Raw genomic sequence first — 18022 nt, 5'->3', positions numbered from 1 at the left:
CCGGATGATGCGTGCGTGCACCGACGGGGCACGTGTTTCATGCAGGAGTTCACCGTTGAGCTCCCCCGTCTGACAGACGACGGGAACTCTTGTTCCGTTCCGGGAGTCGGTCAGGCAGGGACCATTATCAGCGTGCGGGACGCCGGCGGTGCGCGGCCGATCGGAACGGGTGGAGCGGATGGATCGTACGGAGGAACCGACGGGCGCCGGAGCGGCCCGTGCCGGGGCGACCCGTGCCGGAGCGGCGGACCCCGGGGCCGCAGGCACGACACCGGCGGGCACCGGGGCGGCGCGGGCGATGACCGTGTTCAGCGCCGCGGACGAGGAGAAGCGGCGCGGGGTGCGCCGGATGAAGCTCACCGCGGCGGGGCTGCTGCTGTTCGTGGCGGTGGTGTACGTCCTCGCCGAGTGGGCCGCGCACCGGGGGGCGGGCCCGTGGGCGTCGTATGTCGCGGCGGCCGCGGAGGCGGGCATGGTCGGCGCGCTCGCCGACTGGTTCGCGGTGACGGCGCTGTTCCGGCACCCGCTCGGCCTGCCCATCCCGCACACGGCGATCATCCCGAACAAGAAGGACCAGCTGGGCGTGTCGCTGGGTGAGTTCGTCGGGGAGAACTTCCTCTCCGAGGACGTGGTGCGGCAGCGGCTGCGGTCGGTGGGCATCGGCACCCGGCTGGGCGCCTGGCTGGCGGAGCCCGAGCACGCCGACCGGGTGACGGCGGAGCTGGCGACGGCCCTGCGCGGCGCGCTGACGGTGCTGCGCGACGCGGACGTGCAGGCGGTGGTCGGCGAGGCGATCACCCGGCGTGCCGACGCGCAGGAGATCGCGCCGGGCATCGGGAAGCTGCTGGAGCGGATCGTCCGGGACGGCGGCCACCGGCGGGCCGTGGACCTGGTGGTGTCGCGGGCCTACGACTGGCTGGTGCTGCACGGCGACTCGGTGATGGGCGCGGTGGAGGGCGGCGCGCCCGGCTGGACGCCCCGGTTCGTGGACCGGCGGATCGGTGAACGCGTCTACAAGGAGCTGCTGCGGTTCTGCGCGGAGATGCGGGACATGCCGTCCCATCCGGCCCGGGGCGCCCTCGACCGTTTCCTTCGTGACTTCGCCACCGACCTGCAGTCCGACACGGAGACGCGCGCGCGGGTGGAGCGGCTGAAGGGCGAGGTGCTGGGCCGGGGCGAGGTGCAGGATCTGATCGCGTCGGCCTGGACGGCCGTCCGCTCCATGATCGTGGCGGCCGCGGAGGACGAGCGCAGTGAGCTGCGGCTGCGGGTGCGGGCCTCGCTGCTGTCGCTGGGGGCGCGGATGGCGACCGAGCCCAAGGTGCAGGAGAAGGTCGACAGCTGGGTGGAGGGTGCGGCGGTGCACGTCGTGACGACGTACCGCAAGGAGATCACCTCGCTGATCACCGACACCGTGGCGGGCTGGGACGCGGAGCACACGACGCGCAAGATCGAGGCCAACATCGGTCGTGACCTGCAGTTCATCCGGATCAACGGCACGGTGGTGGGTTCGCTGGCCGGGCTGCTCATCTACACGGTGGCGCGCTCGCTGGGGGCGTAGCGGCGCGCTCGCCCCGGGGCGTGGTCGCGCGCTCGCTCGGGGCGTGAAGGGCTCGGGGCGTAAAGGCCGCGGCGGCGGGAACCCGACCGGCGTTCCGCTCGATGTGGAGCGTGCCGAGGAGGGAGCCCATGACCAGCGCAGAAGCCGCGGAAGCCGCAGTGCCGGCCGGGAGAGGCCGCACGATCACCACCGACATCCCTGCCCGTCTCGACCGGCTGCCGTGGTCGCGCTGGCACTGGACCATCGTCTTCGGGCTCGGCACGGTGTGGATCCTGGACGGCCTGGAGGTCACGGTCGTCGGGAACATCGCCGCCCGGCTGTCCGAGCCGGGCAGCGGCCTGCCCATCACCTCCGGTCAGGTCACCGGCATCGCGGCCGCGCTGTATGTGGCCGGTGCCTGCCTGGGCGCACTGTTCTGGGGCCGGCTGACCGACAAGTGGGGCCGCAAGAAGCTGTTCATGATCACCCTCGCGGTGTATCTGGCGGCCACCGCCCTGACCGCGATCTCCTTCGACACCTGGTGGTTCCTGCTGTTCCGGTTCCTCACCGGCTTCGGCATCGGCGGTGAGTACGCGGCGATCAACTCGGCGATCGACGAGCTGATCCCGGCGCTGTACCGGGGACGCGTCGACCTGATCATCAACGGCAGCTTCTGGCTGGGCGCGGTCGGCGGTTCGCTGCTGTCGATCGTCGCGTTGGACACGGACCTCTTCGCGGCGGACGTGGGCTGGCGGCTGACGTTCGCGCTGGGCGCCGTCCTCGCTCTGGTGATCCTGCTCGTACGGCGGCACGTTCCGGAGAGTCCGCGCTGGCTGCTGATCCACGGCAGGGACCGGGAGGCCGAGGACATCGTCGGTTCGATCGAGCGGCAGATCGAGTCGGAACGGGGGAAGCGGCTGCCGCGGGCCGAGGGCGAGCTCACCATCCACCAGCGTCGCAGCGTCTCCTTCGTCGAGATCGGCCGCACGGTGTTCTCCGACTATCGGCGCCGTTCGTTCCTCGGCTTCTCCCTCTTCATCGGGCAGGCGTTCCTGTACAACGCGATCACCTTCGGCTTCGGCGCGATCCTCACCAAGTTCTTCGACGTGCCGAGCGGCAACACCGGCTACTACTTCGCCGTCATCGCGATCGGCAACTTCTGCGGCCCGCTGCTGCTGGGCAAGCTGTTCGACACGGTCGGCCGGCGGGTGATGATCTCCTCGACGTATCTGCTGTCCGGTGTGCTGCTGTTCGGCACGGCGTGGCTGTTCGACCAGGGCTCGCTCAACGCGACGACGATGACGGCCTGCTGGTGCGCGGTGCTGTTCTTCGCGTCGGCGGGCGCGTCGAGCGCCTACCTGACGGTGTCCGAGGTGTTCCCGATGGAGACCCGCGCGATGTCCATCGCGTTCTTCTACGCCCTCGGCACCGCCGCGGGCGGCATCAGCGGCCCCCTGCTGTTCGCCAGGCTCACCGACACGGGCAAGGTCGGCGACACGGTCCTCGCGTTCTCCATCGGCGCGACCCTGATGTGCCTGGCAGGGCTGGTCGCGGCGTTCCTCGCGGTCAAGGCCGAGCGACGCTCCCTGGAGGACATCGCCAAGCCCCTGACGGCGGCGGCGACGAAGGCCCGCGAGGCCACGAAGCCGGGCGACGGCGGCGCGCGAAAGGCGACCGCCTGATCCGTCCGTGGTCAAGAGCGTTCCGACGGAGCTGCACCGCGCTGCGACCGGGTGAAGCTCGGCGGGCGGGGCGGGGCGGGGCCGGGCGGGGGCGGGGGCGGCCCGAGCTGCGGCCGCCCGCCGTCCGGCCGTCCGGCTGCCCGGCCGTCCGGCTGCCCGGCCGCCCGCCGTCCGGCTGCCCGGCCGCCCGCCGTCCGGTCGCCCACCGTGCGTTCGGCCTCGTGACCGCTGACCTGCGGGTTCCTGGCCCGGTCCCGCGAGCTATTCGACCGTCCCCCGGGTGCGTCCCCGGCGGCGCAGGAGCAGCAGGCCGCCGGCCACGGCGGTGATCCCGGTGGCGGCGCTCCAGGCGGCGAGGTCGGCGGCGCCCGTGGTGGCGAGACCGCCCCCACGCCCTGCGGCGGCGGTGTCGGCGGCGGAGGCGTGGCCGTCCGGGGACGCCTGCGCCCCCCGGCCCGCCGCGTCCGCCGGCGACGTCGACGCGGACGAGCCCGCCGCCGGGGCCGCGGCCCGGCCAGAGCCGCCGGAACCGGAACCTGAACCGGACGCCCCGGCCGCCGCCGACAGGCCTCGGCCCCCGTCCCCGCCCCCGTTCGGGTCCCGGTCGCGGGTGAACGTCAGGGTGCCGAAGCCGAGTTGGTCGTAGCCGCCGCTGTTGGGGCCGTAGTCCCCGCCGCCGCCCTCGGGCGCGGACTTGGCGGCGGCACGGGTGAGGTAGGTGGCGGAGAGCCCCCGGCGCCGGGTGTAGTGGTTGGCGATCATCGCCCAGATCGGCCGGGTCATCGCCGGGTCCGTGCGGGCCGCGTCGGACGCGGTCTCCGTCCCCGACCAGCCGCCGATCGCGCCCTTGCGGCGGGTGTTGGCGGTGTAGGCGACATCGCCGCCGAGGCTCCATCTGGCCACGTACTGGGCGCCCTTGAGGAAGCGGTTGTCGTCGTAGCCGTACAGGTCGATGCCCTGGTTCCAGGCCATCTCGCAGAACGTGCCCATCAGGCCGACGCCGAGCAGCGCGTGGCCCTGGTCGCGCCCGGCCTCCAGCCACTCGCCGAGGCCGTCGTCGTGCACCACCGGGATGGCCTTGCGGACGGCGCCGAGCCCGGAGCCGTTCTTGAAGTACTCGACGGCCTGTTCCACCCGGGCGCTGTCGTCGCAGAAGATGCCGGTGGCGAGGACGCAGGTCATGGCGGCGAGGTCCCAGTTGGGCCAGTAGTTGGTGACCACGGCGCCGTTGTGGTTGACGAGGAAGCTCTCGCTGAGCGGGGAGAAGACGGTGGTCAGCGTCTTCTGGAAGCGCTCGAGTTCGAAGCCGGCGTGGTCGCGTACGAGTTCGGCGGCGTTGGCGGCCTGGTAGCCGTAGAGCCCGGCGGCGAGGAACCGGTCGGCGGAGCCCGCGAGCGAAGTCAGTTTCGCCGACCAGGCGTTGAGGATCGCGACGGCGGTGTCGGCGTGGGCGCGCTCACCGCTGACGTGGAACCGCAGACCGTTCTGGTAGGCGGCGTGCAGGTCGTGGTACAGGGTCGCGTAGTTCTGGGGTGAGCCGCCGCCGCGGTACACGATCGTCTGCGGGTTGGCCGTCCAGCCGCTGTTCGCATGCCGGTTGGCGGTGAGTCTGGCGTATCCGGCCGCGTAGGGCGCGGCGCCCGCCTTCACCTTGGCGGCCATCCGGGCCAGGTCCGCGCCGGTGTGCAGGAGCCCGGGGTGGGCGTACCCGGCCGCGGTCGCCGACGGGGCCGCGGTGACACCGACGGCGGCCGCCCCGGCGACCACACCCGCGGCCTTCAGCATGCTCCGGCGGCTGACGCCACCGTCCTGTCGAGGTCGGTTCAGATGCATGCACGGGAGACGGACGGGACTGCCCCCGATAACGAAAACCGGACCCCGTCACGACAGGAACAGGTTCGAACTACCTTGCGCCATGCGGTTAGTTCCCGATAGGAACTCAGTTGCGGGCAAGTAAGTTCCCATAAGAGACTCACGGGGGAGAGCGCAGTATGACCGAGACACCGACGGTCCCGGAGCAGGATCGCCGCAGTACCCACCACGCGACATCCCCACCGGCCGTCTTCTGGCGCTACTGGGCTGCCGCCACCGTCAGTGACGCGGGCACCGCCGTCACCGCCCTCGCTCTGCCCCTGGTCGCCCTCACGGTCCTCGACGTCACCGCGCTCCAGGCCGCCTTGCTCGCCGCAGCCGGACAGATCTCCTGGCTGCTGCTCAGCCTGCCGGCCGGAGTGATCGCCCAGCGCGTCCCGCTCCGCCGCTTCCAGGTCACCCTCGATCTCGTACGGTTCGCAGCCGTCGGATCCCTCCCGCTCGCCTGGTGGCTCGACGGGCTCACCTACCCGCACCTGTTGCTCGCCGCTCTGGTCACCGGCGCCGCGACCGTACTCTTCGACATCGGCAACTCGACGTTTCTGCCCGCCATCGTCCCGGACCGGCAACTCGCCGCCCGAAACAGCCTGATGTCCGGCACGCACGCCGTCACCGAGACCGGAGGACCCTCCGGGGGCGGCCTCCTCGTGCACGCCGCGGGCCCGGTCGGCGCGCTCCTCGTGGACGCGGCCAGCTACCTGCTCTCAGCCGTGCTGCTGCGCACTCTCCCCGAACGCCGTCCCGCCGCCCGCACCGGCGACGGCGCCCTCCGGCTGATCCGCGAGGGCTGGACGTACGTGACGCGGCACCGGGTGATGCTGCCCTGCATGCTCTGGGCCACCGCCACCAACTTCGTCTGCGCCGCCCTTCTCGCCCTCACACCCCTCTACCTGGTCCGTGAGGCCGGACTGACGCCCGTACAACTCGGCGTGGTGCTCGCCATGGAGGGAGTCGGCGCGCTCGCCGGATCCGCCGTGGCGGTCCGACTGACCCGGCGGTTCGGCACCGCCCGGGGGCTCGTCGGGGCCGCGCTGGCCGGCGGCGCCGCCGCCCTGCTGATCCCGCTGACCACGTCCGCGGCCGACGCGTACTGGTTCGCCCTGGGCAACGCCGGCTTCGCCTTCGGCGTCGTCATCGGGTCGATCGCCACCCGCACCCATCGCCAGACCGAGTCCCCGCCCGAGCTCCTCTCCCGTGTCATGGCCACCGTCCGCTTCGTCTCCTGGGGCGCCCAGCCGCTCGGCGCCCTCACCGCAGGCCTGCTCGCCACGTACGCGGGGACGCACGCGGCTCTGTGGACGGTGTGCACGGCCGCGCTCCTGCCGCCGCTGTACCTGCTCGCGGTCCCGGTCGGCCGCCGCCGGGACCTCGCCTGACACAGACGCCCCAGACTTCGCCCCAGACTTCGCCCCAGCGAGAACGGACCCGAGTTGACCGCCCTCACCACCCTCACCACACCCGACGGCACGACCCTCGCGTACGCCGACGAGAAACCGTTCCTGTGGACTGAGCAGAAGTGAGTCCTGCTCAGCCGCACGCCCCGGACGGTCTTGGGCGCACTGGTTACCGGCGTACTCAACCCCGGGGCAGTGGTGGACCAGGGACCGAGGCACCCACCTCCTGACGGGCCGCCGGCGTCGCGAGGCGGCACGGCGAGGCACGGCGCGGCCCCCGCCGCCCGACCGGTCACGTCGGGAGGCGGGGGCCGGTGATCTGCCCGTGCGGTGGGTCAGCGGCGGGGCAGCGGTGGGTCAGCGGGTGGTCGTGGTCCGGTGCTCCTTGAGGGAGCCGCAGTTGGAGCCCGTCACCGCCACCGTGGTGTTGCCGATGCTGCCGCCCCAGTCGACGCAGAGGTTCTTGCCGATGACGTAGGAGGGGCCGGCGAACGAGGTGTAGCGACCGGAGTCGCTGTCGCCTTCGTTGGTCTCGGGGACGTAGATCCAGGCGGCCATGTCCATGGCGGTGCCGGGGTTGTTGCGGATCGTCACGACGCAGTTGTTGCCGTTGCCGGCGTTGTAGGCGAGGTAGACGGTGCCCAGCGTGCCGACGGCGGCGGAGTTCACCGTCTTGTAGCCGCTTCCGCAGACTTTCTGCGGGGTGGTGTTGGGTGCGGCGGAGGCGGGTCCCGCGAGAGCGGTGGTGGCCGCCAGGGCCACAGTGGCCAGCGCGGCGGTGCCGAGCATGGAGTGCGTGAAGCGCATATTTCCCCCGTGTGTGCTTAGAAGTCGGTTACTCCTGCCTTAAGTGACGGGTGTGGCCTTCGGCTGGTTGTGCCGGGGTGACCGGCATTTTCGGTCATAACTGGCGGCCCGATTGGCCGAGTTGAAACGCAACCGAACGCCCGCGAACCGTGCGCGCAGGTGAGGGCGGGCGCGCTGCCGACTCCGCCCGGTCGCCGCCCGGTCGCCGTCCCCGGTCGCCGTCCGGTCGCCGACCGGCCGCCCCTGGTGGTCATGAATGTGTGGCTCGTTGCTCAACCTCCGGTGCTTGTGGCGTCGCGGAGTCGAGTGCTCGGGCAGAGGTAGAAGAGTTCGGGATCTCCCTCGTCCAGGCCGTGGAGCAGACCGGCCGGGTGCCAGCTGGCGCGTTGTAGTAGCTGCTGCATGGGGTGGTTGGAGACGTTCGTCGAGGTGAACAGCTTCGTGGTGGTGCATACGGTCTCGACGGCCGTGAGGAGACGTGCGCCCACACCTCGTCGGCGGGCGCTGGGGGCGACCATCAGCATGGTGACGAAGCCCTGCTCGAAGAAGGTGTACTCCAGCACGCTGTAACCCAAAGGTCCGGATGAGTCTCGGGCCATGAGGACCACACCCTGTTCGCACCAGCGCCGGATGTTGTCCCGTCGTGTGTGATCGCCTGCTGCCGCGACGGAATCGATCTCGGCCAACGAGGGCCAGTCCGATGAATCGGCGCGGCCCACCTGAAGCCCGCTGAGCTTCTCGACGTCCATGGGATGCATCGTGGCAGCGTATGGGCGGTCGGTGCTCGCCTCTCGGGTTCGGCGGGGCTTGATTCCCTTCTTGTGGTGCCACCCCCTGGTGCGCACGCACCCGGAAAGCGGCCAGCGCGCGCTGTTCGTCAGCGAGCTGTGCCTCGCCCGCATCGAGACTCCCGGCACCGAGCACGCGCCGGTGACGGCGGTCGCCCCACCCCGCCCTGCTGACCCCCTCGCCCCCGCCCAACACCCCACGCCCCACGCAGCGCCCCGACCCGGTCAGCTGCGCTTTTCCCTCCTGCCGGGCCCGGACCGGCCGGGTCGCCATCACCCAACGGACGGCCATGGCCGCCACGCGCCGGACCGGGTGATCACCGCCCAGGCCGACGCCATGGCGAGGCGAGGCGAGCCCGTTGGGCGTAGGCGGTCTGCGCGGACCACGGACCGCAGACCCCGGAGCGCGGCCCACGACACGAGGCGCTCGCCCGTGTCGTGGGCCGCGACCAGGACCGGCTACGGCGTGAGCCGGTTCGGCCCGCGGAAGAGGAACGTGGCCTCACGGATGGAGTCCAGGCCGAGCATGACCATCAGCACCCGCCCGAGGCCCATGCCGAGGCCTCCGTGCGGCGGGCACCCGTACCGGAACGCGTTCATGTAGTCCTGCATCGGCTCGGTGCTCATGCCCTTCTCGTCGGCCTGCTTCAGCAGCACGTCGTGCCGGTGCTCACGCTGAGCGCCCGTGGTCACTTCCAGGCCCTGCCACAGCAGGTCGAAGCTCAAGGTCACGCTCGGGTCGTCGGCAGGCCGCATGTGGTAGAAGGGCCGGATGCCGACCGGGTAGTGCGTGATGAACACGAACTCGTGTCCGGTGGTCTTCCTGATGTGAGCCGAGATGCCCCGCTCGCCCTCCGGGTCCAGGTCCTCCTTGACCCCTGCCGGGTCCCAGCCGCCCTGGCGCAGGATCTCGTGCGCCTCGGACATCGTGATCCGGGGAAAGGGCGTCGTGGGCACGGTGACCTCGACGCCGAAGTGCTCGGCGATCGCCTCGCCGTGCGCGTCGGCGACCTTGGCGATCGCGTGGGCGAGCATCTGCTCCTCGAACGCCATCACGTCCTCGACGCCGTCGATCCAGGCCAACTCCACGTCGACGCCTGTGAACTCGGTGGCGTGCCGGGAGGTGAACGACGGCTCGGCGCGGAAGACCGGCCCGATCTCGAAGACCTTGCCGATGCCGGCCGCGATCGCCATCTGCTTGAAGAACTGCGGCGACTGAGCCAGATAGGCGTTGCGGCCGAAGTAGCCGAGCTTGAAGACCTCCGCGCCGGACTCGGAGGCGGTGCCCATGAGCTTGGGGGTGTGCATCTCGGTGGCACCCTGCGCGTATGCGTACTCGCGCGTGCCCTGTTCCAGGGTGGTCTGCACGGCGAACATCAGCTGGGGGGCGGGACGGCGGCGCACGTCAAGGAAGCGCCAGTCCATGCGCTGCTCCAGGCCGGTGTGCTCGTCGATCGGCAGAGGCGTGGCGGCCGGGTTCAGGACCTCGACCGCTTCGGGGACGATCTCCAGGCCGCCGAGCTTGACCTGGGCCGCGTCGACTACGCGGCCGGTGATCCTGACGGCGGACTCGGATGTGAGGCCTTCGAGCCGGGCCTCCAGTGGCCCGTCGTCACGCTTGTGGGTCACCTGCACCATGCCGGTGTGGTCGCGCACGATGACGAACTGCATCTTGCGCTGCAGGCGGAGGGTGTTCACCCACCCGCAGACGGAAACGGTACGGCCGACGTGTTCTCGCAGGTCGGAGACGTGTACGCGGCTGTGGATCATTCGGGTCCTCCGAGGGACTTCGTCATGATCCCTTGGGAGTGCGGGCGAGAAGGGCAACTCGCGGTGCCACCGCACTTTCGCCGCCACAGAGCGGCGGCCTCATTCAGGCCCGGTGACGGGGGCCGGCCGGCGGGGCATTGGACCCCCAGGCGGGGTCGTTCCTCCCCGCGCTCAGGAGGGTCTTCACCTCGGGACGCGAGACCACCTTCCCAGCTTCCGGCGACTCTCTCCGCTCGCGTGATCCCTGGCTACTCGTCTCCATCGACGCGTTGCCCAGCAGGATACGGAGCGTGCGGCGGCGGTGCCAATCAAAAACCCGCTCGCAATGGGCCAACCTGCCGTGAGCGCGGCCATGCGACGGGAAGTGGTCGCCGATGCCGAGAGCGGATCGGCTTGCGGAACCATTCGGGTTCCAGATCCGAGAGTCGGCCCGGACCCAGGAGGTGTACGTCGGCGCCTGCGGCTCGGGCGTCTCCTGCGACCGCCCACCGCCATCGTTCGATCCAGCCGTATCCGGCAGGCGGAAAGCGTAGCCACCGGGAAAGTCGCAGACGCCGACGAACACTATGCCTCCGGTGTTCCGTCCGCCGAGATACGGCGGAAGCCGAGGTACGGGACGAGTGATTCGGGCAGGACGATCGAGCCGTCCTCTTGCTGGCCCTGTTCGAGGAGCGCGGCCAGGGTGCGGCCGACCGGGAGGCCCGAGCCGTTGAGCGTGGCGACCGGCTTGGGTTTTCCGTCCGCACCGCGGGTGCGGATATTCGCGCGCCGTCCTTGGAAGGTGCCGAAGTTCGAGACCGACGAAATCTCGCGGTAGGTGCTCTGGCTGGGGAACCAGACCTCCAAGTCGTAGGTGAGCTGGGCGGAGAAGCCCGTGTCACCTGCGGCGAGGGTGACGACGCGGTAGGCGAGGCCCAGCTCCTTCAGGCAGGCTTCGGCGTGGCCGAGCAATTTCTCCAGCTCGGCGTCGGCCTCCTCGGGATCGCAGATCCGCACCATCTCCACCTTGGTGAACTGATGCTGACGGATCAGGCCCCGGGTGTCGCGGCCGTACGAGCCGGCCTCCGAGCGGAAGCACGGAGTCTGCGCGGTGATCGCGACCGGGAGGTCGGAGGGCGGAATGATCTCGTCGGCGTAGAGATTGGTGAGCGGGACCTCGGCCGTCGGGACCAGGAACAGTTCACGGTCTGCGACGCCGGTCTTGAACAGGTCCTCCTCGAACTTGGGCAGCTGGCCCGTGCCCGTCATTGTCTTGCGCGTGACCAGGAACGGCACCGAATGCTCGACGTAGTCGTGCCGGCGGGTGTGGAGGTCGAGGAAGAGCGTGGCGAGCGCCCGTTCAAGGGCTGCCCCGGCTCCTCGCGACACGGCGAAGCGAGGGCCCGACAGCTTCGTGGCCCGAGCGAAGTCGAGGATGCCGGTGGCCTCGCCGAGATCGACATGGTCCTTTGGGGTGAACGAGAACGACGGCGGGGTACCGACCCGGCGGACCTCGACCGCGAACTCCTCGGAGTCGCCATCGGGTGTCCTGTCGTCCGGGAGGTTCGGGATGGTGAGGAGGAGCGTGCGGAGTTTCTCCTGCACCCGCTCCTGCTCGGCCTCGATCTCGCGGACCTGTTCCTTGACCTCGCGGGCGTGCTCCTTCAGCTTGGAGATGTCCCCGCCCTGCCTCGCGGTCTGCTGGACCTCGCTGGCCACCCGCTTGGACTCTGCCCGCAGCTCGTCGGCCGAGCGGATGTTCTGGTTTCGCCGGGACTGGAGACTCTCCAGCGCGAACAGGTCCAGCGAGTATCCGCGGCGAGCGAGGCGACGAACCGCTTCGGCACCCATTTCGAGAAGGGCGCGGGCATCATGCATGAGGGGCTTCCTCTTTCTCCGGTTTCCCCGGCAAGTGGCCGATCGCGTCGAAGGTAGCAACTGCGGTACCTGGCCCGATCCCCAATTTCGCGGCACCGGCGTGCGAGCGGCGTCGCGACTGCGCGTCACTCTCGGGTGCGCACCCATCTGCTGGAGACGCCTGAAGTCATTGCGATCAGGTGGTGAGAGCGATCCGGCCCGTCATGAGCACCTCGTGGTTGGCGAAGAGCGCGTCGAGCTCGAATCGCCGACGGATGTACGCCGTCCACTTGGCGTCCGGCAGATTCGCGTACGCGGTGACCACGCGCGCGCGGCTTGCCTGCGTGAGGATCCATCGGGCCTGGTCCGGGCTCTGAGGTCGGCCGCCGAGGTCGCGGGCGAGCCGCCACAGCTCCTCGCCGTCGGACTGCTCGTCGACGACGGCGACGAGTCCGATGTCGCCGAGGCCGCGTGAGTCACTGGAGTGGGTGGTGTAGGCGACGGTGAGGTGGTCGAGGGAGAACACGGTGACGCGGCTGGTCGCGGTCAGCTCGGTCAGGGACACGAAGGTGGGTCCGTTCTGGCGCGTGGAGGGGCGGGACGGCCGGCCGTGGGAGGACGGCCGACCCGCTGTGACGGAGAGGGAGTGGTCAGCAGCCGTCGCCGTCCCCGCAGCAGGTGGGCGGGTTGCACTCGGCGGCGGTGCCCCACAACCGCTCGTCGACCTCGAACCCGGCGGTACGCAACCGGCCCACGACGTCGATCATCAGCCCACGCGTGCGGACCTTGGCGTTGGGCTGGTGGTGCAGGAAGTAGCCGAAGCTGCGCTGGCACCAGTCGGCGTACCAGCCGGTGTGCAGGATGAGGGTGTGCCAGCCGGGATCGACCAGCCGCGACGGAGCCATCCTCGCCCCGTCGCCGCTGCTCCCCATGACGAAGACGAGGGCGAGGGCCTGGTCGATGACCCGGTCGGCGACACAGCGTTCCAGGCCGTACTCGTCGGCGCAGAACGCGGCGAGCGTCTCGAACTCCGTGTCGGTGACCAGGGAACGGCCGGTGCGGGGCTTGGTGGCGACGGTGAGGGCCATGAGATGGGCTCCTTTGCAGCGGAAATACTTTGCTTCCGCGGTTGGAGTATTGGCAACGGCGCGTACAAGGTCCTGGGGTAGCCGTACTGCTGGCATGAGAGTCCCGAGAGGTAGCAGTGCGATGCCGCATTCCGTCCACTCCGTGGCCGCCCGGCTGGGTATGGGGTGAGCCGACAGGAGCCAATGGGCGGCGGCCGACTCGCGGTCGGCGCGTGAGTGGATGAAGATCCCCGGTTCTGGTTCGGCGGGACGCGGAGCCCGCCTTCTCGTGTCCGTCACCGTGCCGAAGCTAGGGGTGCGGTGTGCTCCACCACCAGTGATGTGCACGAATGTGCACTTCACTTAAAATGCCCCGTCGGATGCTTTGCCACCTTGACGGAACAGCGTGTATCCGAGAAGTTGGTGCACATCGGCGCACAGCATCGACAACGGAGGCGACCATGCGCTTACGGTTCATCGGGATCGACCCGGATACGGGAAAGAACGGGTCGCCGACAGCATGGGTGGATCTGGAGACGGCGGACATCGTGATCCAGAGCTACACGGCGGACGAGCCGACACGAGCTCAATGCGTGGACAACCCGGCTCCCGGACATGTGAAGGGCATCCCCGACCACGAGACGGTGGTGCGCATTCCGGCTCGCCTGGTGCCGATCCTGCGGGAGGCCTGCGATGTCGCAGAACGTACCCAGCTTTGACGAGCTGATGGACGCCGCGCAGCTCTCCGCCGTGCACCTGGAGATGCGCGATCAGTACGCGGTCGGCGACGAGGCCGACGACTACGACACCTGGCTGCGCACCGGCCTGCGGGACACGGATCCCACTTCCCGGTACTGGGCTCCGTGGGTCGCCCTGATCTCCCGAGCGGTTGCCCGTGGAGTGGTGGTACGACGTGCTCGCATCGTGTCCGAACCGGTCACCGACTACGTCCGCTACGAGCACGCCGGAACCGTCGTCAATCTGCACGCAGGCGAACTCGTTCGCTGGCTGCCCCGTAGAGGGGCGGCGGACCTGATGCTGCCCGGTGCCGACCTGTGGATCTTCGACGACACACAGGTTCTCTTCAACCACTTCTCGGGCGACGGCGACTGGAGCGGTGACGTTCCCATGGAGCTACGCACCGAGCCGACTACCGTCAAGCAGTGCTCGGACGCCTTCGAGGCAGTATGGGAGCGCGCCGTCCCGCACGACGACTACGAGATCCACTGACAGAAAGCAACTTCGGCCAGGTCATGTCCACTTCCCCGTCCTCCTCCGCCCAGGCCGCTCGCGAGAACGTGGCGCGACGGCTGCGCGATCTGAGAAGGAATGCCGGCCTCACGGTCACCGAGCTGGCCTCGCGATGCCACTGGCACCATTCGAAGACCTCCCGCATCGAGAACGCCAGGACGCCGGCGTCCCCCGCGGACATCCGCGTCTGGTGCCACGGGACCGGCGCGGATGACCAGGCCGAGGACCTGATCGCAGCCTCTCAGGACGCCGAATCCCTCTACCGTGAGTGGCGCCGACGCGTACGGGCAGGCCTTCGCAAGCTGCAGGACAGCTACGTGGAGCTCTACCGGTCCACCGACCTGCTGCGAACCTACTCCCCGGTGCTGGTGCCCGGGCTGTTGCAGACAGAGGGATACGCACGGGCGTTGTTGAGCACCAACGCACGCCTCCTCGGCGTCCCCGACGACGCGGCCGAAGCAGCGACCGCACGCCTCCAGCGCTCCCAGATCATCCACGAGTCCGGCCATCGCTTCGTGATGGTCGTCGAAGAGGCCGTTTTGTACTACCAGTTGGGCAACGCGGACGCGATGGCGGCGCAGCTCGGCTACCTGCTGACCGCCGGGGCACTCCCGACGGTGTCCCTCGGAGTCATCCCGATGTCGACGCGCGAACGGACTCTTTGGCCACAGGAGACGTTCGACGTCCACGACGACACCCTGGTATCCGTCGAGCTGATCTCCGCCGAGGTGAACATCACCCAACCTTCGGAGATCGGCTTGTACATCAGGGCTTTCGAGCGGCTGCGCAGCATGGCCGTCTACGGAGCTGAGGCCCGGAACTTGATACTGAAGGCGATCGAGGCGCTGCAGTAGCGACCCATCACCGACTTGGCGGTCAGACCCGACCTGTCCAAGGAAGGCCCGGTCATCTGGTTGCTGCATGACAGGCCGGAGAAACGTTGGGACACCCCGGCCCGGCGGGTGATGTCAGTGTCGGCTCATAAGCTCGTGTCATGGACGAGGCAGGGATAGTCACGGGGGAATCGGTCGGCAGAGCTTGGTCGTTCCTGATCGCGGGGGAGGATCGACAGTTCCAGGGGAACGCCGGCTACGAGGACATCATCGAGGAGTCCTACAGCTACGACTCCACGGTGGGCAATCATCGACGGGTTGCGCTGGATGACCTGGTGGTGGTCCGGAGCGGAGGCGAGGCACTTGGCATCGGCTACGTCGAGCAGTTGGAGATTTTCCCGAATCAAGAGAAGCTCCGGAGCAGATGCCCTGGTTGCGGGAGCACCGGCTTCAAGGAGCGGAGCTCTGTGCTTCCCAGGTTCAGGTGCAGTCCGTGCGGAGAATCTTTCGACGACCCTTCGACCGAGACGATAAAGGTGACCTCCTACCGGGCCCACTACGGAGGCACCTGGCAGGCTCTCGAGGGCTGCCTCGAAAAGGCCCTGCTCTCCGAACTCAGCCTGACCAATTCCGACCAGCAGTCGATCAAAGCCTTGGACTACTCCGGCGTCCTTGCGGCCGTGGCCTTCAGAGGCGTCCGGCTTCCCCGCAGGAGACCGGCATCCGCCGGCGTCCGGCTTCGTCCCTTTGCGTTGCCCGGCGGGCGTCGGCGCACGACGGTGGCAGTACGACGGGGACAGGATGCGTTCCGTCGGGCGCTGGTCCGTCGATACGGGATGATCTGCGCGGTAACGGGGCCAGCTCCCGCGGAAGTGCTCCAAGCCGCCCATCTCCGAGCTTTCGCGATCACGGAACAGCACAGAGCGGAGGAAGGTCTTCTCCTACGCTCGGACATCCATCACCTCTTCGACAGCGGGCTTCTGGCCATCAGGCCTGAAGACTTTATCGTCCAAGTCGCCCCGAGTCTCAGCGGCTACCCCACGTACAGCGAACTGGAAGGCGCCTCGCTGCGAATCGCGGACACGGACCTGATCGACCGGAGCGCTCTGGCAGAGCACTACGAGTCGACCGTGGCGACTTGGTGATGGGAGAGGGCTCTGCGATACGGTCTGAGGATCCCTCAGTCCTCGGCATCCCGCTGCACAGCACATATGAAGGCGAACCAAGCCTCGCTGTGCACAACGATCTCAACCCCTCTTGCCCTCTTCGAGTCACGAACCAGGGCGCGGTCGTCCATCAGCGCGCACTCGACGCACTCGCCTCCCGCACCGTTGCTGTACGACGACGTGAACCACGTCGGACGACCGTTCTCGCTGGGCGCTGCAATGCTCACCTTGCGTATTCCTTCAGGACGGTTTCGATCAGGTGGGCCGAACGCTGAGGGCTCAGGGCTGCGGCCCGTAGGCCGTCGAACGCTCGGGTGTACTCACGGACATGATGCTCGCCCTCCAGGTAGACCGCATCGGTGATCCCGTCCCGGTAGACGATGTCGGGGTCCTCCGGCGCGGGGAAGCCCAGCATGGTGAATGAGCCCGTGGCCGGATAGGTGCCGGAGTCGAAGGGGAGGACCTGAAGGGTCACGGAGGGCAGTCGGCCGGCATCCAGAACCCGTTCGAGCTGATCACGCATCAGCGCGCGGTCCCCGATGACGTTGCGCAGAGCGCCTTCGTTCACGATGAACCAGGCCTCCGGAGCGTCGGGCCCGTTCAGCAGGGCCTGACGCTCCATGCGCACCTGAACGGCCCTGGCGATGTCCTCGGCGGACATGTGCGCGCCGGTCTTGTGGAGCTCGGACGCGTAGGCGCTGGTCTGCATGAGACCGGGCACCACCTCGCACTGGTACTGGCGGAAAGCTGAAGCCTCCTGCTCCAGGCCGATGTAGATGTTGAACCATTCCGGCACACCCGAGCCGTGGACCTGCCACCAGCCGCGCATCCTGGCCTGCCGGGCGAGCGACTTGAGGAACTCGCGCAGCTCTTCGCTGGTCACGTAGAACCGGCACAGGGCGTCGATGTCCGACGGCTGGACCCGGCCGCTGCCCGTCTCCATGCGGTTCACCTTCGAGCCGCTCCAGTCAAGGGCCGCGCCGACCTGGGCACAGGTCAGAGTGGACTGCTCACGGAGCTTCTTCAGCTCGATCGACAGACGGCGACGGCGTGCGGTGGGTGATCCGGCCATATCAACCCCGTTCCTGGTAGCGGGTGTTCAGTCTGGCGCCAAGGGGTGTGCTTGCCAATCACTCGGAAGTGGGAATCCCGCCGTGCACATTGCACAAGGGGATGCGCCGGCTGCACTCTGAAGACAGAGCAACTCATCGTGATTCCCCGTGACAGTGCGTGCTCCACGGGGTGTCACCTGCGACGACAGGGGTTTTCGTGGGAGAGGACGCGTGCATGACGCGCAAACCGTGGGATCTGGCCTTCTGCGCCGAGCCGGCCGAGGTCGCAGCGCTGCGCCGGGTCATGCGTCTGCACCTCGGCATCTGGGGCCTGCACGAGGTCACGGACGAAGCGCAGTTGTGCGTCAGCGAGTTGGCGGCCAACGTCATCACGCACGTCGGCCCCGGCACGCCGGCCACACTCGCGGTGTCGATGAACGGGGTGCATCTGCGCATCGAGGTCCACGACCCCGACACCCGAGCCCTGCCCACCCTCCTCGACGCGAACTCGGAATCGGAGGGTGGCCGAGGCATGGCCCTCGTCGACGCTGTCGCCGCACGCTGGGGTGTACGGCTCCAGCTCGATCGGAAAGTCACCTGGTGTGAGCTGGCGACCGGTCTCACGTCGCCGAACGGCCATGTCGAAGGCCCCGGAGTTCGCCGGGCCGAGGCCCTTCTGGCGTCCTACGCGGATGGGAGATCGCCGCTCCGATCCGGACCGGGGAGACTCGGGAGGGCCATGAGCGAGGATTCGGTGATCACGGCCATCGCGGACTTCCTGCACTGGCTTCGCGTCCACGGTTGCGACGTTGATGAAGCCCTGGACCGTGCTCAGATGCGCTACGACGTCGAACTGGGCAACCGCGGCGACGGGGTCTCACGCGCATCGACCGTCTGACGGCGGCCCCGCCGAAAACATCCGCAACGTGCGCGGCGAGCAGAAGTGCATCGTGCAGGCCACCCG

General features: G+C 69.2%; 17 protein-coding genes. 8 read left to right on the top strand and 9 right to left on the bottom strand.

The features are described 5' to 3' along the window. Positions 1-178 precede the first annotated feature (178 nt). Both QA802_RS16530 and QA802_RS16525 read left to right on the top strand, forming a co-directional pair. Entirely contained in the window at positions 179-1561 is a 1383-nt protein-coding gene (locus QA802_RS16530) for a DUF445 domain-containing protein (protein ID WP_334523027.1), read from the top strand. Between the two features lie 128 nt (positions 1562-1689). Beyond that, the gene (locus QA802_RS16525) at positions 1690-3222 is read left to right on the top strand and encodes an MFS transporter (RefSeq protein ID WP_334523024.1); all 1533 of its coding nucleotides are present in this window, start codon (positions 1690-1692) and stop codon (positions 3220-3222) included. A 261-nt stretch (positions 3223-3483) separates the two neighbouring features. On the opposite strand, the gene QA802_RS16520 is transcribed toward QA802_RS16525, so the two are convergent. Beyond that, positions 3484-5007, bottom strand: coding sequence for an alginate lyase family protein (locus tag QA802_RS16520; protein ID WP_334523021.1), 1524 nt, complete (start codon positions 5005-5007; stop codon positions 3484-3486). Positions 5008-5213: 206 nt separating this feature from the next. Between QA802_RS16520 and QA802_RS16515 the strand changes: the two genes are divergently transcribed. Further along, positions 5214-6470: an MFS transporter gene (locus QA802_RS16515; protein ID WP_334523018.1), complete on the top strand. Its 1257-nt coding sequence runs from the start codon at positions 5214-5216 to the stop codon at positions 6468-6470. A 375-nt stretch (positions 6471-6845) separates the two neighbouring features. On the opposite strand, the gene QA802_RS16510 is transcribed toward QA802_RS16515, so the two are convergent. The 6 genes from QA802_RS16510 to QA802_RS16485 form a co-directional block, all read right to left on the bottom strand. Continuing rightward, the gene (locus QA802_RS16510) at positions 6846-7295 is read right to left on the bottom strand and encodes a spore-associated protein (RefSeq protein ID WP_319168125.1); all 450 of its coding nucleotides are present in this window, start codon (positions 7293-7295) and stop codon (positions 6846-6848) included. A gap of 272 nt (positions 7296-7567) precedes the next feature. After that, entirely contained in the window at positions 7568-8053 is a 486-nt protein-coding gene (locus tag QA802_RS16505; protein ID WP_334523012.1) for a GNAT family N-acetyltransferase, read from the bottom strand. Positions 8054-8542: 489 nt separating this feature from the next. Beyond that, on the bottom strand, positions 8543-9853 hold the full coding sequence (aspS, locus tag QA802_RS16500; protein ID WP_334523009.1) for an aspartate--tRNA(Asn) ligase: 1311 nt from the start codon (positions 9851-9853) through the stop codon (positions 8543-8545). Positions 9854-10417: 564 nt separating this feature from the next. Further along, positions 10418-11710, bottom strand: a complete 1293-nt coding sequence (gene serS / locus QA802_RS16495) for a serine--tRNA ligase (RefSeq protein WP_334523007.1) — start codon at positions 11708-11710, stop codon at positions 10418-10420. Positions 11711-11885: 175 nt separating this feature from the next. Next, the gene (locus QA802_RS16490; RefSeq protein ID WP_334523005.1) at positions 11886-12254 is read right to left on the bottom strand and encodes a hypothetical protein; all 369 of its coding nucleotides are present in this window, start codon (positions 12252-12254) and stop codon (positions 11886-11888) included. An 85-nt stretch (positions 12255-12339) separates the two neighbouring features. Then, positions 12340-12777, bottom strand: a complete 438-nt coding sequence (locus QA802_RS16485) for a UCP032817 domain-containing protein (RefSeq protein WP_334523003.1) — start codon at positions 12775-12777, stop codon at positions 12340-12342. A 440-nt stretch (positions 12778-13217) separates the two neighbouring features. On the opposite strand from QA802_RS16485, the gene QA802_RS16480 reads away from it, so the two are divergent. The 4 genes from QA802_RS16480 (at position 13218) to QA802_RS16465 (ending at position 15985) form a co-directional block, all read left to right on the top strand. Then, complete coding sequence (locus tag QA802_RS16480; RefSeq protein ID WP_306952092.1) at positions 13218-13475, top strand: hypothetical protein; 258 nt, start codon at positions 13218-13220, stop codon at positions 13473-13475. After that, on the top strand, positions 13450-13986 hold the full coding sequence (locus QA802_RS16475; RefSeq protein WP_334522998.1) for a DUF6879 family protein: 537 nt from the start codon (positions 13450-13452) through the stop codon (positions 13984-13986). The genes QA802_RS16480 and QA802_RS16475 overlap by 26 nt, the downstream gene beginning before the upstream one ends. 23 nt (positions 13987-14009) lie before the next feature. Beyond that, positions 14010-14861, top strand: coding sequence for a helix-turn-helix domain-containing protein (locus QA802_RS16470; RefSeq protein WP_334522995.1), 852 nt, complete (start codon positions 14010-14012; stop codon positions 14859-14861). A gap of 140 nt (positions 14862-15001) precedes the next feature. Continuing rightward, positions 15002-15985, top strand: a complete 984-nt coding sequence (locus tag QA802_RS16465; protein ID WP_334522992.1) for an HNH endonuclease — start codon at positions 15002-15004, stop codon at positions 15983-15985. Between the two features lie 35 nt (positions 15986-16020). Here QA802_RS16465 and QA802_RS16460 read toward each other — a convergent pair whose 3' ends face one another. After that, positions 16021-16233, bottom strand: coding sequence for a DUF397 domain-containing protein (locus tag QA802_RS16460; RefSeq protein ID WP_334522989.1), 213 nt, complete (start codon positions 16231-16233; stop codon positions 16021-16023). Then, positions 16230-17078 (bottom strand): helix-turn-helix domain-containing protein, encoded by an 849-nt coding sequence (locus QA802_RS16455; RefSeq protein ID WP_334522986.1) that lies wholly within the window; start codon positions 17076-17078, stop codon positions 16230-16232. The genes QA802_RS16460 and QA802_RS16455 overlap by 4 nt, the downstream gene beginning before the upstream one ends. A gap of 215 nt (positions 17079-17293) precedes the next feature. Here QA802_RS16455 and QA802_RS16450 point away from each other — a divergent pair, with 215 nt between their 5' ends. Next, on the top strand, positions 17294-17956 hold the full coding sequence (locus tag QA802_RS16450; RefSeq protein WP_334522983.1) for an ATP-binding protein: 663 nt from the start codon (positions 17294-17296) through the stop codon (positions 17954-17956). Positions 17957-18022 lie beyond the last annotated feature (66 nt).

The organism is Streptomyces sp. B21-105 (assembly GCF_036898465.1).
Classification (GTDB): Bacteria; Actinomycetota; Actinomycetes; order Streptomycetales; family Streptomycetaceae; genus Streptomyces.
The sequence above is the reverse complement of the archived record's forward strand: the minus strand, read 5'-3'. Positions and strand labels throughout refer to the sequence as shown.